16 protein-coding genes are annotated in these 21,768 nt (G+C 32.6%); 7 read left to right on the top strand and 9 right to left on the bottom strand.

Annotated elements, in window-relative coordinates:
• Positions 1-42: 42 nt before the first annotated feature.
• From ACOQFO_RS10020 to ACOQFO_RS10010, 3 genes are all read right to left on the bottom strand, one after another.
• A complete protein-coding gene (locus tag ACOQFO_RS10020) occupies positions 43-813 on the bottom strand; it encodes a hypothetical protein (protein ID WP_421689529.1) in 771 nt (256 codons plus the stop codon).
• An 18-nt stretch (positions 814-831) separates the two neighbouring features.
• Entirely contained in the window at positions 832-4,596 is a 3,765-nt protein-coding gene (locus ACOQFO_RS10015) for an AAA domain-containing protein (protein ID WP_421689528.1), read from the bottom strand.
• Positions 4,597-4,710: 114 nt separating this feature from the next.
• Entirely contained in the window at positions 4,711-5,133 is a 423-nt protein-coding gene (locus tag ACOQFO_RS10010) for an acyl-CoA thioesterase (protein ID WP_421689527.1), read from the bottom strand.
• Positions 5,134-5,314: 181 nt separating this feature from the next.
• Here ACOQFO_RS10010 and ACOQFO_RS10005 point away from each other — a divergent pair, with 181 nt between their 5' ends.
• The 3 genes from ACOQFO_RS10005 to ACOQFO_RS09995 all read left to right on the top strand — a co-directional run bounded on the left by ACOQFO_RS10005 (position 5,315) and on the right by ACOQFO_RS09995 (position 6,668).
• Positions 5,315-5,689 (top strand): nucleotide excision repair endonuclease, encoded by a 375-nt coding sequence (locus ACOQFO_RS10005; RefSeq protein ID WP_421689526.1) that lies wholly within the window; start codon positions 5,315-5,317, stop codon positions 5,687-5,689.
• 233 nt (positions 5,690-5,922) lie between these two features.
• Positions 5,923-6,387 (top strand): hypothetical protein, encoded by a 465-nt coding sequence (locus tag ACOQFO_RS10000; RefSeq protein WP_421689525.1) that lies wholly within the window; start codon positions 5,923-5,925, stop codon positions 6,385-6,387.
• Positions 6,375-6,668 carry a DUF2653 family protein gene (locus ACOQFO_RS09995; RefSeq protein WP_421689524.1) on the top strand — a complete coding sequence of 98 codons (294 nt, stop codon included), beginning with the start codon at positions 6,375-6,377 and terminating at the stop codon, positions 6,666-6,668. The genes ACOQFO_RS10000 and ACOQFO_RS09995 overlap by 13 nt, the downstream gene beginning before the upstream one ends.
• Positions 6,669-6,707: 39 nt before the next feature.
• Here the strand turns inward: ACOQFO_RS09995 and ACOQFO_RS09990 are convergent, their stop codons facing one another.
• The 5 genes from ACOQFO_RS09990 to ACOQFO_RS09970 form a co-directional block, all read right to left on the bottom strand.
• Positions 6,708-6,980 (bottom strand): hypothetical protein, encoded by a 273-nt coding sequence (locus tag ACOQFO_RS09990; RefSeq protein ID WP_421689523.1) that lies wholly within the window; start codon positions 6,978-6,980, stop codon positions 6,708-6,710.
• A gap of 200 nt (positions 6,981-7,180) precedes the next feature.
• Entirely contained in the window at positions 7,181-9,388 is a 2,208-nt protein-coding gene (locus ACOQFO_RS09985; RefSeq protein WP_421689522.1) for a 5'-nucleotidase C-terminal domain-containing protein, read from the bottom strand.
• Between the two features lie 212 nt (positions 9,389-9,600).
• Positions 9,601-12,303: an aconitate hydratase AcnA gene (gene acnA, locus ACOQFO_RS09980; RefSeq protein WP_421689521.1), complete on the bottom strand. Its 2,703-nt coding sequence runs from the start codon at positions 12,301-12,303 to the stop codon at positions 9,601-9,603.
• 189 nt (positions 12,304-12,492) lie between these two features.
• A complete protein-coding gene (locus ACOQFO_RS09975; RefSeq protein WP_421689520.1) occupies positions 12,493-13,047 on the bottom strand; it encodes a hypothetical protein in 555 nt (184 codons plus the stop codon).
• Positions 13,048-13,073: 26 nt separating this feature from the next.
• Positions 13,074-13,904, bottom strand: a complete 831-nt coding sequence (locus ACOQFO_RS09970; protein ID WP_421689519.1) for a DUF2785 domain-containing protein — start codon at positions 13,902-13,904, stop codon at positions 13,074-13,076.
• A gap of 372 nt (positions 13,905-14,276) precedes the next feature.
• Between ACOQFO_RS09970 and ACOQFO_RS09965 the strand changes: the two genes are divergently transcribed.
• From ACOQFO_RS09965 to ACOQFO_RS09955, 3 genes are all read left to right on the top strand, one after another.
• Complete coding sequence (locus ACOQFO_RS09965) at positions 14,277-16,211, top strand: right-handed parallel beta-helix repeat-containing protein (RefSeq protein WP_421689518.1); 1,935 nt, start codon at positions 14,277-14,279, stop codon at positions 16,209-16,211.
• A gap of 264 nt (positions 16,212-16,475) precedes the next feature.
• Positions 16,476-17,585, top strand: coding sequence for a radical SAM/CxCxxxxC motif protein YfkAB (gene yfkAB / locus ACOQFO_RS09960; RefSeq protein WP_421689517.1), 1,110 nt, complete (start codon positions 16,476-16,478; stop codon positions 17,583-17,585).
• Positions 17,586-17,856: 271 nt separating this feature from the next.
• Positions 17,857-18,816, top strand: a complete 960-nt coding sequence (locus tag ACOQFO_RS09955) for a C39 family peptidase (protein WP_421689516.1) — start codon at positions 17,857-17,859, stop codon at positions 18,814-18,816.
• A gap of 57 nt (positions 18,817-18,873) precedes the next feature.
• Here ACOQFO_RS09955 and ACOQFO_RS09950 read toward each other — a convergent pair whose 3' ends face one another.
• Positions 18,874-20,130 carry a helix-turn-helix domain-containing protein gene (locus tag ACOQFO_RS09950; protein WP_421689515.1) on the bottom strand — a complete coding sequence of 419 codons (1,257 nt, stop codon included), beginning with the start codon at positions 20,128-20,130 and terminating at the stop codon, positions 18,874-18,876.
• 206 nt (positions 20,131-20,336) lie between these two features.
• Here ACOQFO_RS09950 and ACOQFO_RS09945 point away from each other — a divergent pair, with 206 nt between their 5' ends.
• Entirely contained in the window at positions 20,337-21,632 is a 1,296-nt protein-coding gene (locus ACOQFO_RS09945; protein ID WP_421689514.1) for an MFS transporter, read from the top strand.
• Positions 21,633-21,768 lie beyond the last annotated feature (136 nt).

Genomic DNA, 21,768 nt, shown 5'->3' with positions numbered 1-21,768 from the left:
AGTAATAGTATCATGAATTGAAAATGTTTGCAATATTCTATATTATTTTCCTTCTAATATCTTTTCTTTCCAAGTTGCACTTTCATTTTGAATTATTTCTTTTTCAATTACGGAATCCCATTTATTTAATAATGTATTCCAAATACGAGGATAGATTTTATCAGTTTGTTCATTGTAAATTAACAACTCAATACAAGGGATATCGTTAATTTGTTCATATTGGATTTCTTCAAAACTTGTAATAAATATCGGATCTGATTTTCCTTCATCTTCTTCATCTGTATAGTCCAAGGATTGAATTTCTTTTATTAATAATTCACTTGAAATAGAAGGTTGCTCACTTTGTTGATAATAACGATATATTTGTTCTGGAAAATCCTCAAACTCGAGTACTTCTTCCAAATCACCAGTTAAAAAGTGTTCATGGGTTGAACTATATATAAGTTCAACTGAGGTAATATCTTGTTCCTCCTCATACACTCCACTTTCTAACTGAGCCTTTCCCTTTTCCGTAATTTCGTAACCTTGTTCGTTTCGTTCAATCAGTTTCATCTTTTCCATCTTCGATAATAAATCTTGAACAAACAGTTGCTCGACTAATAATATTTCACTAATTTGTGAGGCATTATGGAAATGAGCTTTTTGAACCGTAATTAGCAACATTTTCATTAAAATATCCATCTGCCTACGGAGCACTGGTTTATACGAAACTTGGATTGTATGAACAGGTAAACACCATATAGTTGATTCGAAGCATTTTTCGTTTGGTTGTAATTGAGCTGTAAATTTTTCTAGTAATGATTGTAGTTTCATAAGACCGTATTACCCCAGTTAATTATTAATAAAATAGCGGTACCCTTTTTGCTCTTTAACGGTTTCTAATAGATTACGATACATCTCTTGTGTTTCTTTCTTTTTCGGTCGATTTGTAAACATATCTGTACTACCGATTAAGATTAATAGTTCCCTCGCTCGTGATAAGGCAACGTTTAATCGTCTGTAATCTTTCGCGAATCCAATATCTCCGTGTTTGTTGTCGTTATTACGAACCATACTTACTAAAATAACATCCATTTCCATCCCTTGGAACTTATCGACAGAACCTGTACGAATATGTAGATGTTCTAGATTTAGCTGATCTATCAATTGGTTAATTCGTTTCACTTGTTCCGCATAGAAACTGATGACACCGACAGATTTCAAGGAATCCAGTTCGAATTCACCTTCAGATTTTGCCTTTTCTGTCGCTTCATTTAAATCGATGAGTAGCTTACGAATTGTTATTAACTCAGTTTCGTTAAATAAACTTGAGCCTTCCTTCATTCTTTCTTCAAAGTAGGAAGATTCGTTTGGAATATCAAACCATAGTAAATGGTCATTTCGATTAATAAACTTGCTAACGAGCTTATGGTCACGAGCAGCGTCTGAATCAGGAAGCCCACATTTTAATGAATCATTTTCATGTTTATAAAATGGCGCTATTGTTTGCATAATGTTTTCATGCATACGGTATTGAATAGCAAGCATTTGTTTGTTTGAACGAGGTAGGTTTTTGTACATTCGTTCAAATAAAGATTCTTCCAACAGCTTTTCAAGCTCGCGTTTTTCTTCAAAAGTATTACTCTCTTTAATAACTTCCTCTAATGTTTCCTCAAATGTGTCATCACCAATTAATGGCGGTAGCTGGTGATGGTCCCCTACTAAAACAATTTTCTTACCCTTAAGCATTGGTAATAATAGCTCAGGTGGTGTTGCTTTAGACACCTCATCGATAATTACAACATCAAAAATTGGATAGTTGTCCATAAATTCTTTGTTGGCAGAGGCAACACAAGTTGTACCAATTACATTAGCATGTTTTACATAAAGTTTTCGAATTTCTTCTAAGTCATGTTCAGTTGATTGGTCAAGTAATGTTTTCCACTCATTTTGTAGTGATTGTGTAATAGGAAGCATTTCAATCTTTGTTAAAAGTAGTTCAATTTCATCTTCTTGATCCTTGATCTGTTTTGTAGTTTTCTCTAATTCTGCTTCAGGATTTTGTTTTATAATTTGTTCGATTTCACTATATTTTTTTTCTAGTTGAATTCCTGACGCATTAAGTTGTTTTAGTTCTTCGATCATTTCAGCTAGAACGTTTTGACCATTTGAAATTTCACTTGTAACTTGCTCTTCCTCATCTTTTTTAGCAGCTAGTTTTGTTTGAAGCTCTGTTACTTTATCTTTATTTCTCTGTAATGTTTCAATTTCTTTTGTAAGATTACTCATAGTGGATTGTAGTTCTTCTATGGATAATCTACTTTCATCTTGTATTGGAAGTTTGTCACGTTCGTTTTTCGTTTGCGAAACAAGATTTGTTAGTTGAAGCTTTTTCTTTTTTAGATTTTGGATAGTTAACTCATTGGAGCCTTCTTGTTTCGAAAGTTGATCAATTATTTCTTCTTTTATTTTCGTAAAAACAAGTTTCGATTCCTGAATTAAGGCATTATATTTTTCGGTCATTTGATATAAGTAATGTCTTCGTAAATATAACCCTTGTACGGAACGGGCTCCATTTTCTTTATTGATTTTCTTTTGTGCAAAAGCGTAACTAAGTTTAGTTAGAAATTCATTGATTTCTTGTAATGAATAAACATGATTAGCAGGAACATAATCAATTTGAACATTTATTCCTAATGTTTGATTGGCATATTCAATTGCTTTATTTAATCGATTCGAAATATCTTTTAATGATTCAAATTGAAGTAATTGTTGATGTATTTTCTGAATATCAGCAAATAACTGATTTAAGACAAACCCTCTACGAATTTCATATCGCTCTATAAATTGTTCCACATCATAAATTTTCTTCATTGCTTCCACTTCATTAATGGTAGAACTTAAGCTTGAAGAACTCGAATCATACTGGTTTAGCTTATTTGTAACATCAAATAGTTGCGATTCATATTGGTGTAATTGTTTCGTAAGCTTTGTAAATTCAATAGTTTGGTTTAATAAGGCGATTTGGTCTTTATGCTGCTGTATCGTTGTATCAATCTCATTTATTGTGCCGAGTGTTGAAATTTGTTGGTGCAATTCGTCAAGTTTCGCCGTTATTTTTTGTTTGGAATCCTTTAATTTTTCAATCGCTTCTTCTGTTTTCTCACGTTGCTTTTTTAATGGAATAATTTTCTTTTTCAGCTCTTGAATTTCTGTAGTGATTTTAGCTAGTTCTTTTTCTGCTTCTTGTTTTGCAATAACTGCTTTTTGAAGTTCAATTTCTTTATCTTTAAATATATTAATTTGACTTTTACAGCTTTTAATCTGATCTTGTAATTGCTGTTCTTTGCTTTGATGTTCACTAATTTCATGGGTAACAGCTTCTAATGTTTGAGCTTTCCAATAATCAGCAACATTTTCTTCAATAAACTTTTTACCTTCTTCTTCAATGCTTTCAGTTCGTCCGTAACGCAAAATTCGAATATCTTTGTTCGATAAAAGACGCCCAAGTGCATTATCAACTGCTAGGTTCGATTGAGAAGCAATTAATGTTTTTAATCCTGCTTTTGAATTTTGGTAACAAATTTCAGAAATAACGGTCGTTTTCCCTGTTCCTGGAGGACCTTGAATGACATATAAATCTTCTGCACTGATTGCGCCAATAACGGCTTCCCGTTGGTACTTATTTAAATTATTATGGAATTCAATATCAACATCTTTTTTTCTCTCAATAATATTGGGCTTGTCTTCAAAAAGGATATTCTCAAGATTTGCATTTGCAGCTAAACCATCCTTTAGCCTCTCGAAGCCTTTTAATAGACGATTTAGTTGGGATTTTGTTGAAGCATTACTGAAGGTAATCATTTCTGAGGTAAAATCAAATTCATTGTTTTTCGCTAATTTAGAAACCATTGGACTTAAAGTAATCTCAACTTGTCGATTTCCTCGATTAACTTTTGAAACCTCACCAATTTCCTTTTTAAAACCTTTTACGTAAGCACTTAATCCTTTTAGTTGTTTCCATTGTTTATCGTCTAAATCGTTAAGGCGAAGCGATACTACTGAGTAATCCGCTTGATACTGAACTGAATGAAAAGTGGCATCAATATCCTCAATATCAGCATTTTTATTGAGTACTTTTAAATAACCTTCCCAGCTTGTAATGCGCTTGTTCACATAATCGTATCTTTCTTGTGCAACCGGTAAATCAGCAAGTAATTGAATAAATTCTTTCGGATACGTATGTCCGTTAATACGCGATGCAACAAAGTGAATGCGAATCGGTTTTCTACGGTTCGTTTCTATAGCTGTATTGCCGCTACGTGTACGGAAACTTTTCGCTACAAGACCATTTTTCAAGTCAAAAATGCAATCCATTATAACTACTCGGCCAGCAAATTTTTTTGAAAGTAAATTGTTTCGTTTTTGATCAAAATATATAGATAATGAAATCGATGATTGATCTAACGTTTGTTTTTCTATGTATACAAGGAATGATTGTTGCAATTTAAAAAAGGCATGTTCATCTTGGAAATGTTTTTTTATAGCTTCACGGGCAGTATTCGTTAAGACAATAAAACATTTAACTGTATCCACTTCGGCTAATTTTAATACCATGAACATACCTCCTCTCTTTTTCCACAAACGTCATTATAACAAGTTTCTTTTGATGTTTGTAGTTTAGTTCAAATTAAAAATGAAAATGACTAGCAATTGAGCTAGTCAAAAGGTTTATTGAATATGTGCGATTTCTGTATATTTTGCATCCCAATCAGAATCTACCTTACTTAATGGGTATGGTCTAAAGTTTTCTTTCTTAACTAATGTATGTAAAGAAGTCGCCGTAGCAGCAACCGAACCATCTTCGTGAAGAATTTCATAGCCATATGTAGTCTTAAGTTTAGAATGGGACTCAACCCAAGTTCGTACAGTTGCAATTTGACCATAACGCATTGCTTTTTTATATTGAATTGATAAATCGATCACTGGAGAAATATAACCTTTCTCTTCTAGACCTGCATAGTTAAAACCAAGTTCAGTTATAAGTGCTGTACGACCGATTTCCATCCAAACAAGATAGTTGGCATGGTATACAACACCCATTTGGTCCGTTTCAGCATATCGAATTTCTATCTTTTTTTCACTAACAAACATCTCATTCACCTCTATGTTTCATTATACATGAATAAAATTTAGCTGCAAAAGGATAGTTTTTTCTCTGTGGTAAATCCTATTTTGATGATTTGCTTCATATTATCCTGTACATCATATATAATGAGGAATGGCCTTAATAAGCAGATATACCAAAATAATGAGTAGTAGGGTGTGACCATCAATGATAAAAATAGAACTACCAAAACCAGATGTAGTCATTTATCAACGTAAACAAGAGTTAAAAGAAGGAGAAGTACCGATTACACCAATTAATGGGTTTATCGATTTTCATAAAATCACTCGTGAAAAAGGCGGATTCTTCTTATTTTATAATAAGGATAATGAAGTGTTGTTTGTTGGGAAAGCAAGAAAACTTCGCCAACGTATTAAAAAACACTTTGAAGATAATGTATCACCAATCAAAAAATATCGTGATGAAGTATACAAAATCGAAGTTTATGAAGTTGAAGATCCAATGGAACGTGAAATTTACGAAACATATGCGATCAACTTCTTACGTGCAAAATATAATGTAGAAAAAGTGTTTTACAAATAATGAATTGGCCGTTCCCTTTGATTGGAGCGGTCTTTTTTACAAAAGTTTAATGTTTAATTAATAGGAATAAATATCCTTCTTATTTTTTGAAACTTTTTTGTTAAATGAAACGTAGAACAAATAGAATAATGAAATTCTATGAAAGGTGGTATTGATAACTATTTTTCATATGAATTTTTGTTATAATGAAAGATAGTACATATAAATGTGCTCAAAAAGGATGGAGGATTAGAATGAAGAAATTATTAGTATTACTTTCAGCAACTTTCCTTGCCTTCACATTAGTATTTTCAAGTGTAGGTACTGCATTATTTTTTGGTGATGATGTTCAAACTGCTGAAGCAAAATCTTACAAGTCAGGTAAAAAAGGATTTTCGAACACACCTGGAAGTAATAATACAAACATTCAAAACAAAGATACAAACACATCGAATGTTAATAAAACAAACAATACAAACACAACAACTAAAGGCGGATTCTCTGCTGGTGGCTTTATGAAAGGCATGATGGTTGGGGGTCTTGCTGGATTATTATTTGGTAGCTTGTTTGCAGATATGGGCTTAGGCATGCTAGGAAATATTTTAGGTTTTGCTATTAATGCAATTGCCATCGTTGTAATTATCGCTCTTTGCGTGAAAATTTTCCAAATGATTACTCGCAGAAAAGATAAAGAGGTTACAGAAAATTGGAGAAAATAGTATTAAACGAACAACAATTAGTAGATGCGATTTGTTTATTCCAAGCAAAATTTAGACAAGTAAGCCCTCAAGAGGTTGAAGTTGAGTTAATGTACGATGATGAAGAAGGTTTTTCTGCTGAAGCATCTGTTCATGGACAAAGTGATGTGTACTCAACAGCAAATTTCATCGCTGCTATTCGTCTATATATTGAAGAACAATTAAATCGAGATTCCATGTCTGCTCGTATCATGTTAAATCTACATGATGAAGAAGGAATTATCGCGAATATTGAATGGTAAAATAAACGTGCAATCCACTTTAGTGTGATTGCACGTTTTTTATGGTCCTAATTCTTTTTTATCAAGAACGATTACTTCTCTCGAATTGTATTTTCGATCGATTAAATGATAGTAGGAAACGTTATCATTAATTAACTCCACGAAGAATTCAATCTCAACTGGCTCGTAAATTGGCCAATTTGCTAATGTTAACAAACCATTCGTTTGTGGAATTTGATCCAAATAACTTAAGATAAGTTGATTTTCAAAATTTAATAAAAAGTATCGTTCATCACGTAGTTTCGCTAATATACTATATCTCTTCTTATTCATATCTATTCCCAACCTTTTTAATAAAGTAGGTGATTTAGAAACTAGTATCTCCCCTATTTTATTATATATTACTAACAGTACCAAATCTTTACTAGATAGATAGCAAAATTCATAAAATCTTTACAAAAAGTTAAAAGACAGTGATGGAGAAAATATCCAACAATGTCTTTTAAAGTTTAATAGATTAATAGATTAATAGATTACTTTGAAGAAATATCTACAATTCTTCCTTCAATTTCTGTTGGAATTTCTTTTAAAGATTGTAAGTGTTCACGGAAGTTTTCCCAGTCAGATAAACCTAAATCTAATACACGACCAGCTGCGTAAATTTTTTCGAATACATCATAGCTATCTCCACCTTTTGCAGTGAAAGCATTTGTTGCAACAGTGTATGTTTCATCAGCTTTAATTTCAACGTAATTTCCGTTTTCATCTTTATAAGAAATGCTTACAATTCGTTCGCCAGCAGGTTTTGATGAATCATATTCAATTTTAGCTCCAGAAACATGTAAGAACCCACCATTTTCAGCAGGATATTTACTTACGCTTAACTCAAATGCTTCTTTTAATTCTGCTCCAGTAATGTCCATTAACGCAAGTGTATTTCCGAAAGGTAATACTGTAATAACTTCTCCAACTGTGATTGGTCCAGCATCAATACCAGCACGAATTCCCCCACCGTTTTGTAATGCCATGATTACAGGTGTTTTAGAATATTGTTTAGCTATAGCTAACATACCATCAGTAATTAAGTTACCTAATATAGTTTCATTTTTTCTTACACTTAACTCATCAGAATTTCCTGGATCAGTAACACGTGGATTTGTTAAGGCTACTTTACTAGATTTGCCAATTTCCTGTTTGGATACTAAATCAACTTTTTCTTTATATTGTGTTAATAATTCTAACGCTTTTGGATCTTCAGCATATTTTGCAAGAGTAATCAATTCACCGTCATATGCAATGATTACACCTTTATCATTAAAAGTAACATCTAAAGTACCTAAGTAATCACTATTATTTCCAGTTTGTACAATTAACGTTGTATCTTTTTCATTTCCATTTTCATCTTTAGTAACAACAACAGCTTGATCAAGTTTAGTATGACTATGTCCACCTACGATAATATCAATACCATCAACTGCAACTGCAAGTGATAAATCGTCTTCACCACCTGGGTTGTCATCATAGCCAAGGTGAGATAAAAGTATAATTTTATCTACCCCCATATTTTCAAAGGCTTTAACGGCTTTTTCAGCCTCTTCTTTATAGTTTTCAAATTTAATAGCCTCAGGAGAAGAGATACCTTCAGTTTCTTGAGTAGTTAAACCAAAAATACCAACTTTCTCTCCGTTAACCTCTTTAATAATACCGTTATATATTTTACCGTTCTCTGGTTCACTTGAGATTAAGTCTGTAAATAAACCTGTAAACTTGGCATCTTGTGAGAAATCAATATTTGATGAAACAAATGGGAATTCCGCACCTTTAATAAAATCAACCAAAGCTTGGTGACCTTCGTCTGTCGCACCTTGGTCAAATTCATGGTTTCCAAATGTCATCGCATCATAACCCATATAGTTTAAGAAAGCTAAATCAGCTTGTCCTTTAAATACATTATAGTAAAGTGTTCCAGTGTTAGCATCTCCAGCATCTACTAACAATGCATCTGGTCGTAAAGCACGAACGTCTTTTACTGCTTGTGCACGTTTTGGTGCGTTTTCAACCCAAGAGTGTGTATCGTTACTGTGCATAAGTGTAAGTTCGAATGATGTAGATTCAACATTCAATGCTTTATAGATAAATGTAGCTGCTTGTCCTCTAGTTACATATTGATCTGGAGAGAAAGTTGTTTTTGATGTACCAGCAGTTACTTTATTATCGTATAGTCGTTTAATGTTGTCGGCGTGAATCACGTCTGCTGTTACGTCTTCAAACGGAATAGCTTCATTATTCTCTCTGTTAAGATCAAATGCTCTAGCAATCAATGTTGCCATTTCAGCACGTGTAATAAATTCATTTGGTTTGAAAGTGTCCTCGTCTGGAGTGAATAAAATACCTTCAGCTTTTAATGTAGCGATTGCAGCATAGTGAGCATGTGTTTCAGGAACATCAGTAAATCCTGGGTTAACAACGTTTTTTATATCTAGTTTTAATGCTTTTGCTACAATTGTAGCTGCTTGTCCACGAGTAATCATAGCATTTGGTTTAAAAGTGCCATCAGGATAACCGTTAATAGCACCTAATTTAGCTAACTCCGTGATAGGATTGAAGTAATAGGCGTTTTCATTCACATCATTAAATGACTTAGATTCAGCATGAGCAGGAGTTACTAAAAATGCAGATCCAACTACTGCCGTTGTTGCTAGTGTTGCATTGAATACTTTAGACATTGTTTTTTTCTTCAAAATACTAACCTCCAAATACAAAATTTACTAACACAAACATACTATAATAAAAAATTGTTTAATAGAATATGTATTTATGTAAAAGTTATGTAAATATTCTATTAAATTGGTACACTACCAATTTTATAGTAAAAGTATAAGTTTGCAAATAAAAAAACGGTAAAAATCTCAATTAAGAGAAATTTACCGTTTTAATATTTTTAAAAATTCAATTACTCTGCTGCTTTTTGACGAAGAACCATTTGTAGGATACCACCATGACGGTAGTAGTCTACTTCTACTTCTGAGTCGAAACGAGCAAGAGCTTGGAATGTTTTAACTGTGCCATCTTCAGCTTTAGCAGTTACAGTTAAGATATCACGTGGTTTTACATCGTCTGTTAAGTTAACAGAGATTTCTTCTTTACCAGTTAATCCTAAAGAATCTGCGCTTTCACCTGGCATGAATTGAAGTGGTAATACACCCATCATTACTAGGTTAGAACGGTGAATACGTTCGTAGCTTTGTGCAATTACAGTTTTAATTCCTAATAGGAATGTACCTTTTGCCGCCCAGTCACGAGAAGATCCCATACCGTAATCATTACCAGCTAATACTACTAAACCAGTACCGTTAGCTTGGTATTTCATTGCTGCATCATAGATATATTCTACTTCACCAGTTGGCCAGTAAGTAGTGAATCCACCTTCTGTACCAGGAGCAATTTGGTTACGGATACGGATGTTAGCAAATGTACCACGCATCATTACTTCATGGTTACCACGACGAGAACCATAAGAGTTGAAGTCACGGATTGCAACACCTTTTTCTTGTAAATATTTACCTGCAGGTGTATCTTTACCGATTGCACCAGCTGGAGAAATATGGTCAGTTGTAATTGAGTCACCAAACTTAGCAATTACACGTAAACCTTCAAGGCCTTTAATTGCCTCTGGCTCTTTAGAAAGACCAGTGAAGAATGGTGGGTTTTGAATGTAAGTTGATTTTTCATCAAATGTATATAAAGAATCAGTTGATGTTTCAATTGCATTCCATTTTTCGTTAGCAGTAAACACTGTTTCATATTCTTTTTGGAATAGTTCACGAGTTACTACTTTGTTTAATACTTCGTTTACTTCTTCAGTTGAAGGCCAGATGTCAGCGAAGAATACATCGTTACCATCTTTATCTTTACCTAAAGAATCTTTTTGTAGATCGATATCCACAGTACCAGCTAATGCGTAAGCAACAACTAATGGTGGTGATGCTAAGTAGTTAGCTTTTACTAATGGGTGTACACGACCTTCGAAGTTACGGTTACCAGAAAGTACTGAAGTTACGAATAAGTCTTTAGCTTTAATTGCTTCTTCGATTTCAGGAAGTAATGGACCTGAGTTACCGATACATGTTGTACAACCGTAACCAACTGTGTTGAAACCGATTTGGTCTAGGTAGCTTTGTAAACCTGAATCTTCTAAGTAACCAGTTACTACTTTAGATCCTGGTGCTAATGAAGTTTTAACCCATTTTGGTGGTTGAATACCTTTTTCTACAGCTTTTTTAGCAACTAAACCAGCAGCTAAAAGAACGTAAGGGTTAGATGTATTTGTACAAGATGTAATAGCAGCGATTGCTACAGCACCTGTAGGCATTTCTACATCGCCATCAGCAAATTTAATTGTTGATGTTTTAGAGAACTCATCTTCAGTTAAACCGAAACCTTGTACGCCCATTGGAGCAGTTACTGCTTCGTGGTAACGAGCTTTCATTTCTGAAAGAGGAATTAAATCTTGTGGACGTTTAGGACCAGAAAGATTTGGTTCGATCTCTTCTAATTTAATTTCTAATACGTCTGTGTAAACAGGTTCTAATGTTGGGTCAAAGAACATGCTGTTAGCTTTTAAGTAGTTTTCTACTACTGCGATATGTTCTTCGTCACGACCTGTTAAACGCATATAGTTTAATGATTCTTCATCAATTGCGAAGAAACCACAAGTAGCACCATATTCTGGAGCCATGTTTGAAATTGTTGCACGGTCAGCTAATGGTAATTTAGATACCCCAGGACCGAAGAACTCAACGAATTTACCTACTACGCCGCGTTTACGTAATACTTGAGTTACTTTTAACGCTAAGTCAGTAGCAGTTGCACCGTTTGGAAGTTCACCAGTTAATTTAACACCGATTACTTCTGGAATAGTGAAGTAAGATGGTTGTCCTAGCATTCCTGCTTCAGCTTCGATACCACCAACACCCCATCCAAGTACACCAAGACCGTTGATCATTGTTGTATGTGAGTCAGTACCTACTACTGAATCTGGGAATGTTTCGAATGTGCCATCAGCATTTTCTTGTACGTGTACAACAGGAGCTAAGTACTCTAAGTTAACTTGGTGTACGATACCTGTTGCAGGTGGTACAGCACGGAAGTTATCATAAGCAGTTTGAGCCCATTTTAAGAAGTTGTAACGTTCTGCGTTACGTTCGAATTCTAAATCCATGTTTGCTTGTAATGCAGAAGCATTACCGTATTTGTCAACTTGTACTGAGTGGTCAATTACAAGGTCAACAGGAATTGCTGGGTTGATTTTGTTAGGGTCTCCACCTAACTCTTTCATAGCTGAACGTAAAGAAGCTAAGTCAACTACTACTGGAACCCCAGTAAAGTCTTGTAATACAACGCGAGATGGTTTGAATGGTACTTCACCTTCTGGATCTGCGCCATTACCGAATTTCGCTAAGTTGTTTACGTGTTCTTCTTTAATTACGTAGTTGTCATATTGGCGTAATACTGATTCTAGTAATACTTTAATTGAGTATGGAAGGCGTGATACGTTTGCGATACCAGCTTCTTCAATAGCAGTTAAACGGTAATAGTTATAAGTTTTACCATTTACTTCAAATGAAGCGCGGCTATTGTGTAAATTGCTTGCCATTTGTACTCCCCCTATTAATCATATTGAAAAGGCAGTTAGTAAGCGTCTTTTCTTCAATGTTCATAATACATTAATTACATTCATAAGTAAATTACATTAAAATTATCTTTTGTAATAAGTTAAATTTATGACCGATTTTTTTAATTAAGTGAGAAAAATAAGTCATTTTTTAATTAACTAATACACTTTCTAGATAATCAGTTCATGGAGAAGCTTGTTGTTTGAATCCATAATTTTGATGTGAAACTCCTTTGTATTTTCTAATTTTGAATAATCGACATACCAAATTACGTAGTCTTTTACTTTATATAATTGAAGAATATCCTCTGGAAGCTGATTTAAATCAATAAATTCTGCTTTTTCTCCATTTACCGTAACTATTACTTCCCCACTCGGTTTGAAAATGCCATAAATGATTTGTTGATCGGAATATGCCTGTTTGATGACATTGTCCGATAATGGAGTGGGTAATTTTGCATATACTCCATCATTAGAGCTCCATCCTGAGAAATTTTTCGTAACAGTACCTGTACCAAAATACTCTTTATTAGATAGAAAGAAATAACGCTGTTCGTTTTCAGTTTTTGGACCTTCAATCCATTCATACTGTTGATCAGTCGGTAATGCTTCTTCTGGTGTCTTTTTCCCATCTCCATCGAAATGAGTAAAATACAAATTAAATAAAAATGCTAGTCCAATTACAACTAGTGCAAATAATACAATTCTAATAGGGCCTTTCCTCAAAATACCACCTACTTACTTTCCCTCTGTTAGCTTTTCAACCATTTTCCGATAAAGATTGATACGACACCTTTTAATTCGTCCATTTTATGAGTGAACTTTAAAATGAAATAAAGATTTTTCATAAAGTGGAGTGTGTTCGTTCTTGCCGAAAAATATTGTGGTGTATAGCCATTTGTTATTAAATAAAACTCTAACTTATCAAACACTTGTTCAATCCATTCGATTAACAAAGCTTCAGGGACATCTTTATTAATGAGCTTTTCTATAATAGCTGTAAACTTTTCTTCTTCATCAGCTGTATAAACAGTACCCTTCCATAAACTATCTTTAATCCCTTCAAGGATTTTAGGTGTAAGGTTTAGTTCATATGATGGATGGGAAACAATAGAAGTTAATAGGTCTGCCCCATTCGTAATTGCTAATGCCCATCCTTTTTCATCAAGAAAACCTCTTGTGTCTTGTTCCTTACTTAAATAGGAAGTACATTCACGAATGATTGTTGTAGCTTGTTGCTCTGTTAGAAAATGTAGTTGTGCATCTACATTAATAAGGTTTGAAAGCCATAATGCGGAATAAGAACGTAAAAATACAGAATCTGTATCTTTGTCACCGATAGAACTATACAAATAATCATTACTTGCCAATTTTTCAGTCATATCGTTCATCTGCTGTCTAGTGATTAATTGAGTAGATAATAGTTCGATAAATAATCGATAATTTAATTTGTCGCGTAATTCATCATCTGGAATACCGATCCACTCAACCATTTGTTCCAATAAATGTTGCCCTTGGGAAGACATATAGTGTTCTCTTTCCATTTGATTCATTTGTAAGACGTTTTCTAGTAACTCTTTCATCTTGTCCCCCTTATGTAAATAAAGCATTCGTTTTACATTTTAACCTTCAATATAAACAAAATCTAATGAATATCTAAATTAGTAATGATTAAAATGACGTAATGTTTATTAAACTTACAAATAGCTTCAATATTTCCTCTAATTCACTCCATTTTTTACCTAAAACTTCGTATTTCGAACGTTCTTTCGAGCAGCCCTTTTTGCATAAGTTCAATTAGGAGATGCGGTTTAATTACTGAATTATTAATATTCAAAACCTTTTACGGTAACCGCACTTTAGTAAATTAAAATAATTATTCAATTTAGGATTAAATCTTGATTATTTTAGCAAAAATATAAATATCAACCAGATTGACGTGAAGGAGGGATTCTATGGCCATCTTGAAACTGTTTTCAGCGTTTTTTTCAAACGTGAAAACAATGAAGCGTGCCATACAAAAATCAAAAAAAGGTGATCAAGTTAAATTATCACCTAAAGTATATAGAGAATCGATTCAATTTGATAAAGATGTGCTCATATCTGCTAACGGTGAAGAAGAAACTGTAATGGAAGGTATTTTCATAATACCGAAATCTGTTCAAGTAACACTTCAAAATGTAACAATCTCTCCTACTTCTCAAATTTTTGTTGAAGGCAATTTAAAATTAGATAATTGCCGTCTCATTGGAAATAAAACAGAAGTTCTATTATCAGTAAATGAAGGCGTAATCCATTTAGAAAAATGTGAATTAAGCAATGCTCGAGAAGTAGCTGTAGCATTAATGAATCGTTCAAAGGCCGTTTTCAAAAATTGTATTTTTCATTCCAATGGAAAAATGCAGCTTCTCATCGATCAGTCTGAAGCTATTATTGAAAAATGTGAATTAACTAATGCTAAGCACGGAATATGGCTGAAAAATGAATCGAAATTATATTCAGACAAAAACCATTTGCACCAGCATAAAGGAACTCAAATTATCGTAGATCAATCTGTTTTTGAGGATTTTGGAAGTGTTATAGAACGTGGTAATGGAAATGGGGTTTATGGTTTAAATCATGCCGAAATTACCCTTCAAAGTAGTACGTTACGTTTTCAACAATTACCACAAATATGGATTGAAGAAAGTGTATTTAATGGCCACCACTGTTTAATTCAAAACGGAAAAGAATCTGGAGTTTATTTAGCTGATTTTTCTGAAGCAACTATTACCTACTGCGAAATTTCTCATCATTCGAAAGAAAATGTAGTTATTTCAAATAAAACAAGGGTGAACATTGAACATAGCCATATCCATTCAAGCAATGGAATTGGCATTAAATTGATAAAAGAATCAATCGCGAACTTTAATGAAACGATTATTAAATACCATAAATTATCGCAAGTCTATATTACCGATCAATCTATTTGTTCGATGAATCAATGTATCATTAAAGAAGGTTACTATATTGGAATATTTGTTGATAAAAAATCAAACGCCTCACTTGTTCGAAGTGAAGTTTCTAAACATGAAAATTCAGGGTTTACTTTAATTGAAGCCCAATTAAATCTTTATGAAAGTGAAGTTTTAGACAACAAAGGAAATGGTATTTTAGCAATTGAACATTCAACGGTTGATATTGAACATTCAAGAATGTTTGATAATTACATGCCCCATATTGCTTGTAAAACGAACGTAATTATTACAATGTCACAATGTGAATTGTTTAATGGTAAAAGTATCTTTGCTGTAAATAAAAGCGAGATTTTTATATTTAATAGTAGTTTTTATAATTGTGATCAAGTACAAATCGAAGTAAGTGATCATTCTACAGCTGTATTTGAACATTGCCAGATTACTAATGGTGGTTCGTATGGAATAAAAATTACACGTAATTCAATTTCCAATTTCATCAACAGTCAAATAAGTCACCACGATTTAGCTCAAATTGTTGTAAATGATAGTTCACTAATCATCCATAAAAGTGAATTATCTGAAGGAAAACGAAATGCCCTACTCATTCAAAATCAAAGTGAAGTCTTCATACGAGATAGTTATATTGCCAAACATATGAAACCTCAGATTTGGATTGATTTTGAATCAACTGTCGATTTAGATGGTGTTCAAATGTCTGACGGACACCAATCCGACCTACTCGCACAAAATCGTTCTGCTATTTATGTTTCAGACAGTATCATTCGAAACGACAAATTCCGATATAATGTTCAAGCAATGAATTATTCAAAAATAAATTTGAAAAAAACAATTATTGAAAATAAATTAGGTGAAGTTTTTTATAGTGAAAATAATAGTTTAATTACAACGACGATGGATGAAGTGGATTCATAATTCGATTATGAACCATTTCATTTTTTATATTTAGTTTACATAATAATATTATGTAACTTCAATTCTTATTAAAATTGTATTATTTATCCCCAATTTGAATAAAATGTTCTGAATATGCTATTTTTAGTTTTCGAAACTTAAATTCTATGAGAAAATGATTCTTTGGTATAAGGAAACTTTCTCTATCTGTAAAGGGCAAATAAAGATTAATTGCCAAGGACATGGTAATTAGTGAAGTTTTCTATGAAAGGAAGATCGAAAACTATGAATACTTTAGAAAAGATTACAACTCAATTTGACCCTTGGGAAGCCTATTTAGATATGGAACAACACGGGAAGTTAACTCTTTCTAATGTGGAATTTACAACAACCAATTTATGTAATATGAGATGTGCTCACTGCGCAGTTGGATATACATTACAAACAAAAGATCCAAATGCCCTACCTTTAGAAATATTTATTAAACGTCTGGAAGAAATTCCTCATCTAAGATCTCTTAGTATTACTGGTGGCGAACCAATGCTAAGTAAAAAATCAGTTCAAAATTATGTGAAGCCCATTTTGAAATATGCTCATGAGCGCGGAGTACGTACTCAAATGAACTCTAATTTAACATTACATAGTGAACGTTACTTAGAAATAGCTCCCTATTTAGATGTATTACATATTTCCCATAACTGGGGTACAGTTGAGGAGTTTGTCGAAACAGGTTTTGCAATGATGGAACGAAAACCTACATTCGATCAACGCGCTGCTCTTTTTAATCGAATGATTGAAAATTCAAGATTGCTTTCAGAACATGGTGTTATGGTTTCTGCAGAAACAATGCTTAATAAAAATACCATTCCATATATTGAACATATTCATCATCAAATCGTTCATGAGATGAAGTGCGCAAGGCATGAAATACACCCTATGTATCCATCCGATTTCGCTTCTTCTTTAACTTCACTATCACTTGATGAAATACGCAATGCTATCCATCACCTTCTTGATATTCGAGACGAAAATACTTGGATGTTATTTGGTACACTTCCCTTCTATCCTTGCAGTATGAAGGAAGAAGATCAAGTGTTATTAAATCGTTTGCGTGATGCAAAAAATGTAACTTTACGTAATGATCCAGATGGACGTTCTCGTTTAAATATCAACATATTTACTGGTGATGTAATTGTGACAGATTTTGGTGATACGCCTGCTTTAGGAAATGTTCAAACTGATACATTACCAAGCATTTTTGACAAATGGTTACAAAGTGATCTTGCTAAGTCACTAAATTGTCACTGTTCTGCAGTAAAATGTTTAGGTCCAAATGTGTTAGTAAAAAATATGTATTATAAAGACGAGCAATTTGTTAGTGGCAGTGTGAAATAAATCATAAATTCTTCAAGACTAATTAGAAAAAATTCTAATTGGTCTTTTTTGTCGGTTTATTACTTTGTTTCTATCTTCTAAAAGTATTAAACTAGTATATGAAATATTTGCTAAGAGATTCTTTTGTATATTTTGGAACTCAAAGCAAATAATATGTTCGACTACGAACGTTTTAAAAGGATGTGCATTTCTTATGTTAGGTAAACAAACTACATTAAAACTAACATTACCTATAGTTTGTCTGGCTATTCTTTTGGGATGTAATTCAAAAATGACGAATGAGCAACACGAAATGACTACAAATGAGAAAAAAGTTTACAGTAAAAACTTTTCAGCATTAAGTAGTGATTCTAACTCGTTAACCATTCATACGATAGAATTCTCAAGTGATACAAGTGTAAAAGGTGTTTCAGTAGGTCTTTTCGATTTTGAAACAGGCGAAAAAATTGCAACTACTGAAGTAAATGCTGAAGGTAAAGCTATTTTTGATATGGTTCAACCCGATCATCCATATGAAGTGGTCATTTATAAAATTGAACAAACGGGTGAATTATCCGAGCAAACGAAGCAATTTGTCGTATTTGACCCTGAAAATCCTTTAGTAACGATTGAGACATTCAACGCGAATACAACAGAAAGTCTCGCAGTACCTATCGTAAAACAAAATCCTGAATTACCTAATGGATGCGAAATCACTTCATTAACGGCGATTTTAAATTATTATGGAATTGTTATAGATAAAATAACTTTATCAAAAGAATATTTACCAACAGCGCCTGTAACAAAAAAAGGAAATCAAATTTATGGACCGGATCCATATAAAGCTTATGCTGGCGATCCAACAAAAAAAGATGATGGATATTATGTGTTTGCAGACCCAATTGTTGAAGTAGCAAACCAAGTTCTTTTTGAAAATAATAGTAATTATAAAGCATTAAATTTAAGTGATGTTTCCCGTGAAGAAATACTTTCCTATGTGAATTCTGGTGTACCTGTGTTAACTTGGAATACAATTGACTGGAGTGCACCAAGAACAAATGGATATTGGATTATTGATGGTACAAATAAAAAACATCCAATATACATGAATTTACATGCGGTAGTTTTAACAGGCTATAAAGACGGTAAAGTAACGATAATGAATCCTCTTTCTGGGTATGAAACAATTGATGAGAAAGTATTCTTTAATACTTTTAAAGCACTTGGATCACACGCAGTTGTTATTTTATAATTCCAATGTATAAATATTATGCCCAACTTCATATAGATGGAGTTGGGCATAAAAACTTTATTTATTTATGATTTTTTCATACGCACTAGTGATAAATTGTTTATCCATCGTATTTGGGAAATCCTTTACCCCATTTTCTGCATATAAAATATCTCGTTTAGCTGATTCTAAATCCCCTATTTCCAAATAACATAATGCTCTAACTGCAAAACACTTATACATCGCTGTGATGTCATAAGGATGATTAATAGCCGGTGAAATACTAAAGTTTAAACTACAATTAATCGCCTCTTCATATAAACCAAGCGCCCATAAAGCATAAGTTTCTTCGACTACGATAAAATCAAATAGATACTCCAGATATTCGAATTCACTTGGAGGTGTATTTCTCACTTTTTTAGCAATTTCAAGTGTCTTTTTATAATCTTTTTCTACTAAATTTGTATAATTAGCCTCACAGAAAATATAAGCGTAATTAGAAATTGCTTCTTCTGTAAACTCTGCATGTTGTTTTAACTTTGTAATATAATATTTACTTTTCTCATAATCATTTCGTCCAATGGATTGTACTAACATAAATCGATAAAAATCATCTACTCGATAGTAAATTTTATTATCATGCGCAATTTCTAATGCTGCATGTAAATGTTTTTCTGTATTAGGTACATCATCGACTGCAGCATATAATACCGTTAATAAATAATGTAAGTCTAATTTTGATAAATGATCAATAAGATGTACATATGGCTTAATTCGAGCTTCTGCTTGTTCTAAAATACTTAGTGACTTTTCATAATTATGTTTAATAAATTCAATTGAACTTAAAAAGGAATAACAATTTACCATTCGACTGTAAGCGTGAATTTTCTCATACAAATTAATAACGTGATTTATCTCTTCAATAGGATTTTCCTTTTGTTCAATCAGAAATTGTAATCTAAACTTTAGATCTAGAAGACGTACTTCTTCATAATTATTTCCTTTTAGTTTGTCTTGAACTTCATTAATTTTATTTAATAAGTTTAATTTACGCTTAGATTCAATTTCATCTAATGGCCCATGGAAAATTTTATTCTCTTTCTCTACCTCAAGTAATAATTTCCGAATTTCCTCAATATGACTTTCATTTAATAATACTGAAACATCTACATTCAGTTGATCGGCTAAATAATGTAAGCTTTCCATAGATGGTTGGGCTTTACCATTTTCAATGAGACTTAACATCCCTTTTGATAATCGATCTCCTGCAAGTTCTGCAAGAGTCATGTTTTTTTCTTTCCTTAATTTTTTAATCCGGGTTCCTAATTCATTCAATACAAACACCTCAATTTTTACGACCATAATTCCAATATATCACTTATATAAGTATAATAAAATTTAATGTCATTAAACATATTATAGCACAAGTTAACAATTATTATCCATATTAGTTTAATTTAATTAAACTTTTGTCTTGCAATTTATTCCAATATGGCATATTATGAGTTTAATCAAATTAAACTTTTTATGGAGTGGATAAAATGAGTGAATCATTAAAGCTTAAAAAAGCAACATATCATTTGTACACATTTTTAGTTAGTAAAATGATTTCATCACTTGGGGCAAATGTATATTCCTTTGGGATGAGTATGTTTATTTTATCGATTACAGGCTCAGCATTCAGTTTTGCGGCAAATTTAATTTTTAGTATTTTACCAAGAACAATTCTTTCTCCTATCGTAGGTATTATTGTCGATCGATTTGATAGAAAAACTATTGTATTAACAGGTCAAGCTGGAACAGTAATTACGATCAGTGGTTTACTTGTTTATAGTTTAATATTCGGTTTATCGTTACCTGCCATTTATGTCACAACAGTTTTCTACTCGATTTGTAGTACGTTTACAGGAATTGCATTTTCTGCTTCTATTGCTAATCTAGTTGATGAAGAGCGTTTACAAAAGGCAATGTCATTTAATCAACTTTCACTTTCTATCGCAGGGATTGGTGGTCCAATTGTTGGTGGTATGTTATTTGGGTTTTTATCGATCGAACTATTTTTAGTGATTAATATTGTTGCCTATGTACTTGCATTCGTTCTAGAATCTACAATGAATTTCAAATTATATTCTAAAGAACAACCAACTGAAGAAAAGAATGAAAATATGATGAATAGCTTTAAGGAAGGTTTTGCTTATTTAAAAACAAAACCAGTTATTTCTAGCTTGCTTTGGGTTTTGTTATTACTAAATATGTTCTTTACATCTGTAAATGTCGGTATTCAATTCATATTAGTTGAAAAGTTAAAGATGGATTATTCGTTAATTGGATTTGTTGAAGCCGGTGCTGCAATTGGTATGTTAGTTTTATCTCTATATTTTGCTGCACGTTCAAATGTAAAATATCCATTATTATTCTCAAAACGATCAATACTTGGTATGTCTGGATTAGTGAGTGCCATTGCAATCCCACTACTAGTAACATTTTCTAGTGGATTGAACTTTATTTACTTTTTTATAGTGATGTTCCTGTTTGGTAGTTTAGGTGTGTTAACAAATACGCCAATTGGAGTACTATTACAAAAATCAGTGGATGAAAATTATCGTGGTCGTATCTTTGGAATTATTGAAATGATGGCAATGGGTATGATGCCACTTGGTACACTAATTTTTGGAGTTTTATATGATTTGATTCCAGCACAATATATTTTAATTGCCTCAAGTATCATCTTAATCGTCATTGTACTTGTTTTCCTACGTCGATCTGTACTCGAAATAGCACATCCTGAGTTAAAAGAAATACGTACCGAAAAGTTAAAAACTGCTGAAGTGTTGTAAGCCCGTAATCAAATAACGCATATTTTCCGACGGCACCTCCCGGTACTATAAAAGTATCAATTTATGGGAGGTGTTTTCTAATGTCAAAAAATAATGTGTCGATCGTTCCAGTTAAATTGGAACCCACTCCAACATC

It is taken from the genome of Ureibacillus sp. MALMAid1270, from assembly GCF_049202975.1.
Taxonomy (GTDB): Bacteria; Bacillota; Bacilli; order Bacillales_A; family Planococcaceae; genus Ureibacillus.
The sequence above is the reverse complement of the archived record's forward strand: the minus strand, read 5'-3'. Positions and strand labels throughout refer to the sequence as shown.

Excerpts from the sequence above, each read along its gene's own strand:
- ACOQFO_RS10020 (WP_421689529.1), bottom strand. The coding sequence starts at position 813 with ATGAAACTACAATCATTACTAGAAAAATTTACAGCTCAATTACAACCA.
- ACOQFO_RS09955 (WP_421689516.1), top strand. The coding sequence starts at position 17,857 with ATGACGAATGAGCAACACGAAATGACTACAAATGAGAAAAAAGTTTAC.
- ACOQFO_RS09970 (WP_421689519.1), bottom strand. The coding sequence starts at position 13,904 with ATGAAAGAGTTACTAGAAAACGTCTTACAAATGAATCAAATGGAAAGA.
- yfkAB (WP_421689517.1), top strand. The coding sequence starts at position 16,476 with ATGAATACTTTAGAAAAGATTACAACTCAATTTGACCCTTGGGAAGCC.
- ACOQFO_RS09945 (WP_421689514.1), top strand. The coding sequence starts at position 20,337 with ATGAGTGAATCATTAAAGCTTAAAAAAGCAACATATCATTTGTACACA.
- ACOQFO_RS10000 (WP_421689525.1), top strand. The coding sequence starts at position 5,923 with ATGAAGAAATTATTAGTATTACTTTCAGCAACTTTCCTTGCCTTCACA.
- ACOQFO_RS10015 (WP_421689528.1), bottom strand. The coding sequence starts at position 4,596 with ATGGTATTAAAATTAGCCGAAGTGGATACAGTTAAATGTTTTATTGTC.
- ACOQFO_RS09990 (WP_421689523.1), bottom strand. The coding sequence starts at position 6,980 with ATGAATAAGAAGAGATATAGTATATTAGCGAAACTACGTGATGAACGA.
- ACOQFO_RS09965 (WP_421689518.1), top strand. The coding sequence starts at position 14,277 with ATGGCCATCTTGAAACTGTTTTCAGCGTTTTTTTCAAACGTGAAAACA.
- ACOQFO_RS10010 (WP_421689527.1), bottom strand. The coding sequence starts at position 5,133 with ATGTTTGTTAGTGAAAAAAAGATAGAAATTCGATATGCTGAAACGGAC.
- acnA (WP_421689521.1), bottom strand. The coding sequence starts at position 12,303 with ATGGCAAGCAATTTACACAATAGCCGCGCTTCATTTGAAGTAAATGGT.
- ACOQFO_RS10005 (WP_421689526.1), top strand. The coding sequence starts at position 5,315 with ATGATAAAAATAGAACTACCAAAACCAGATGTAGTCATTTATCAACGT.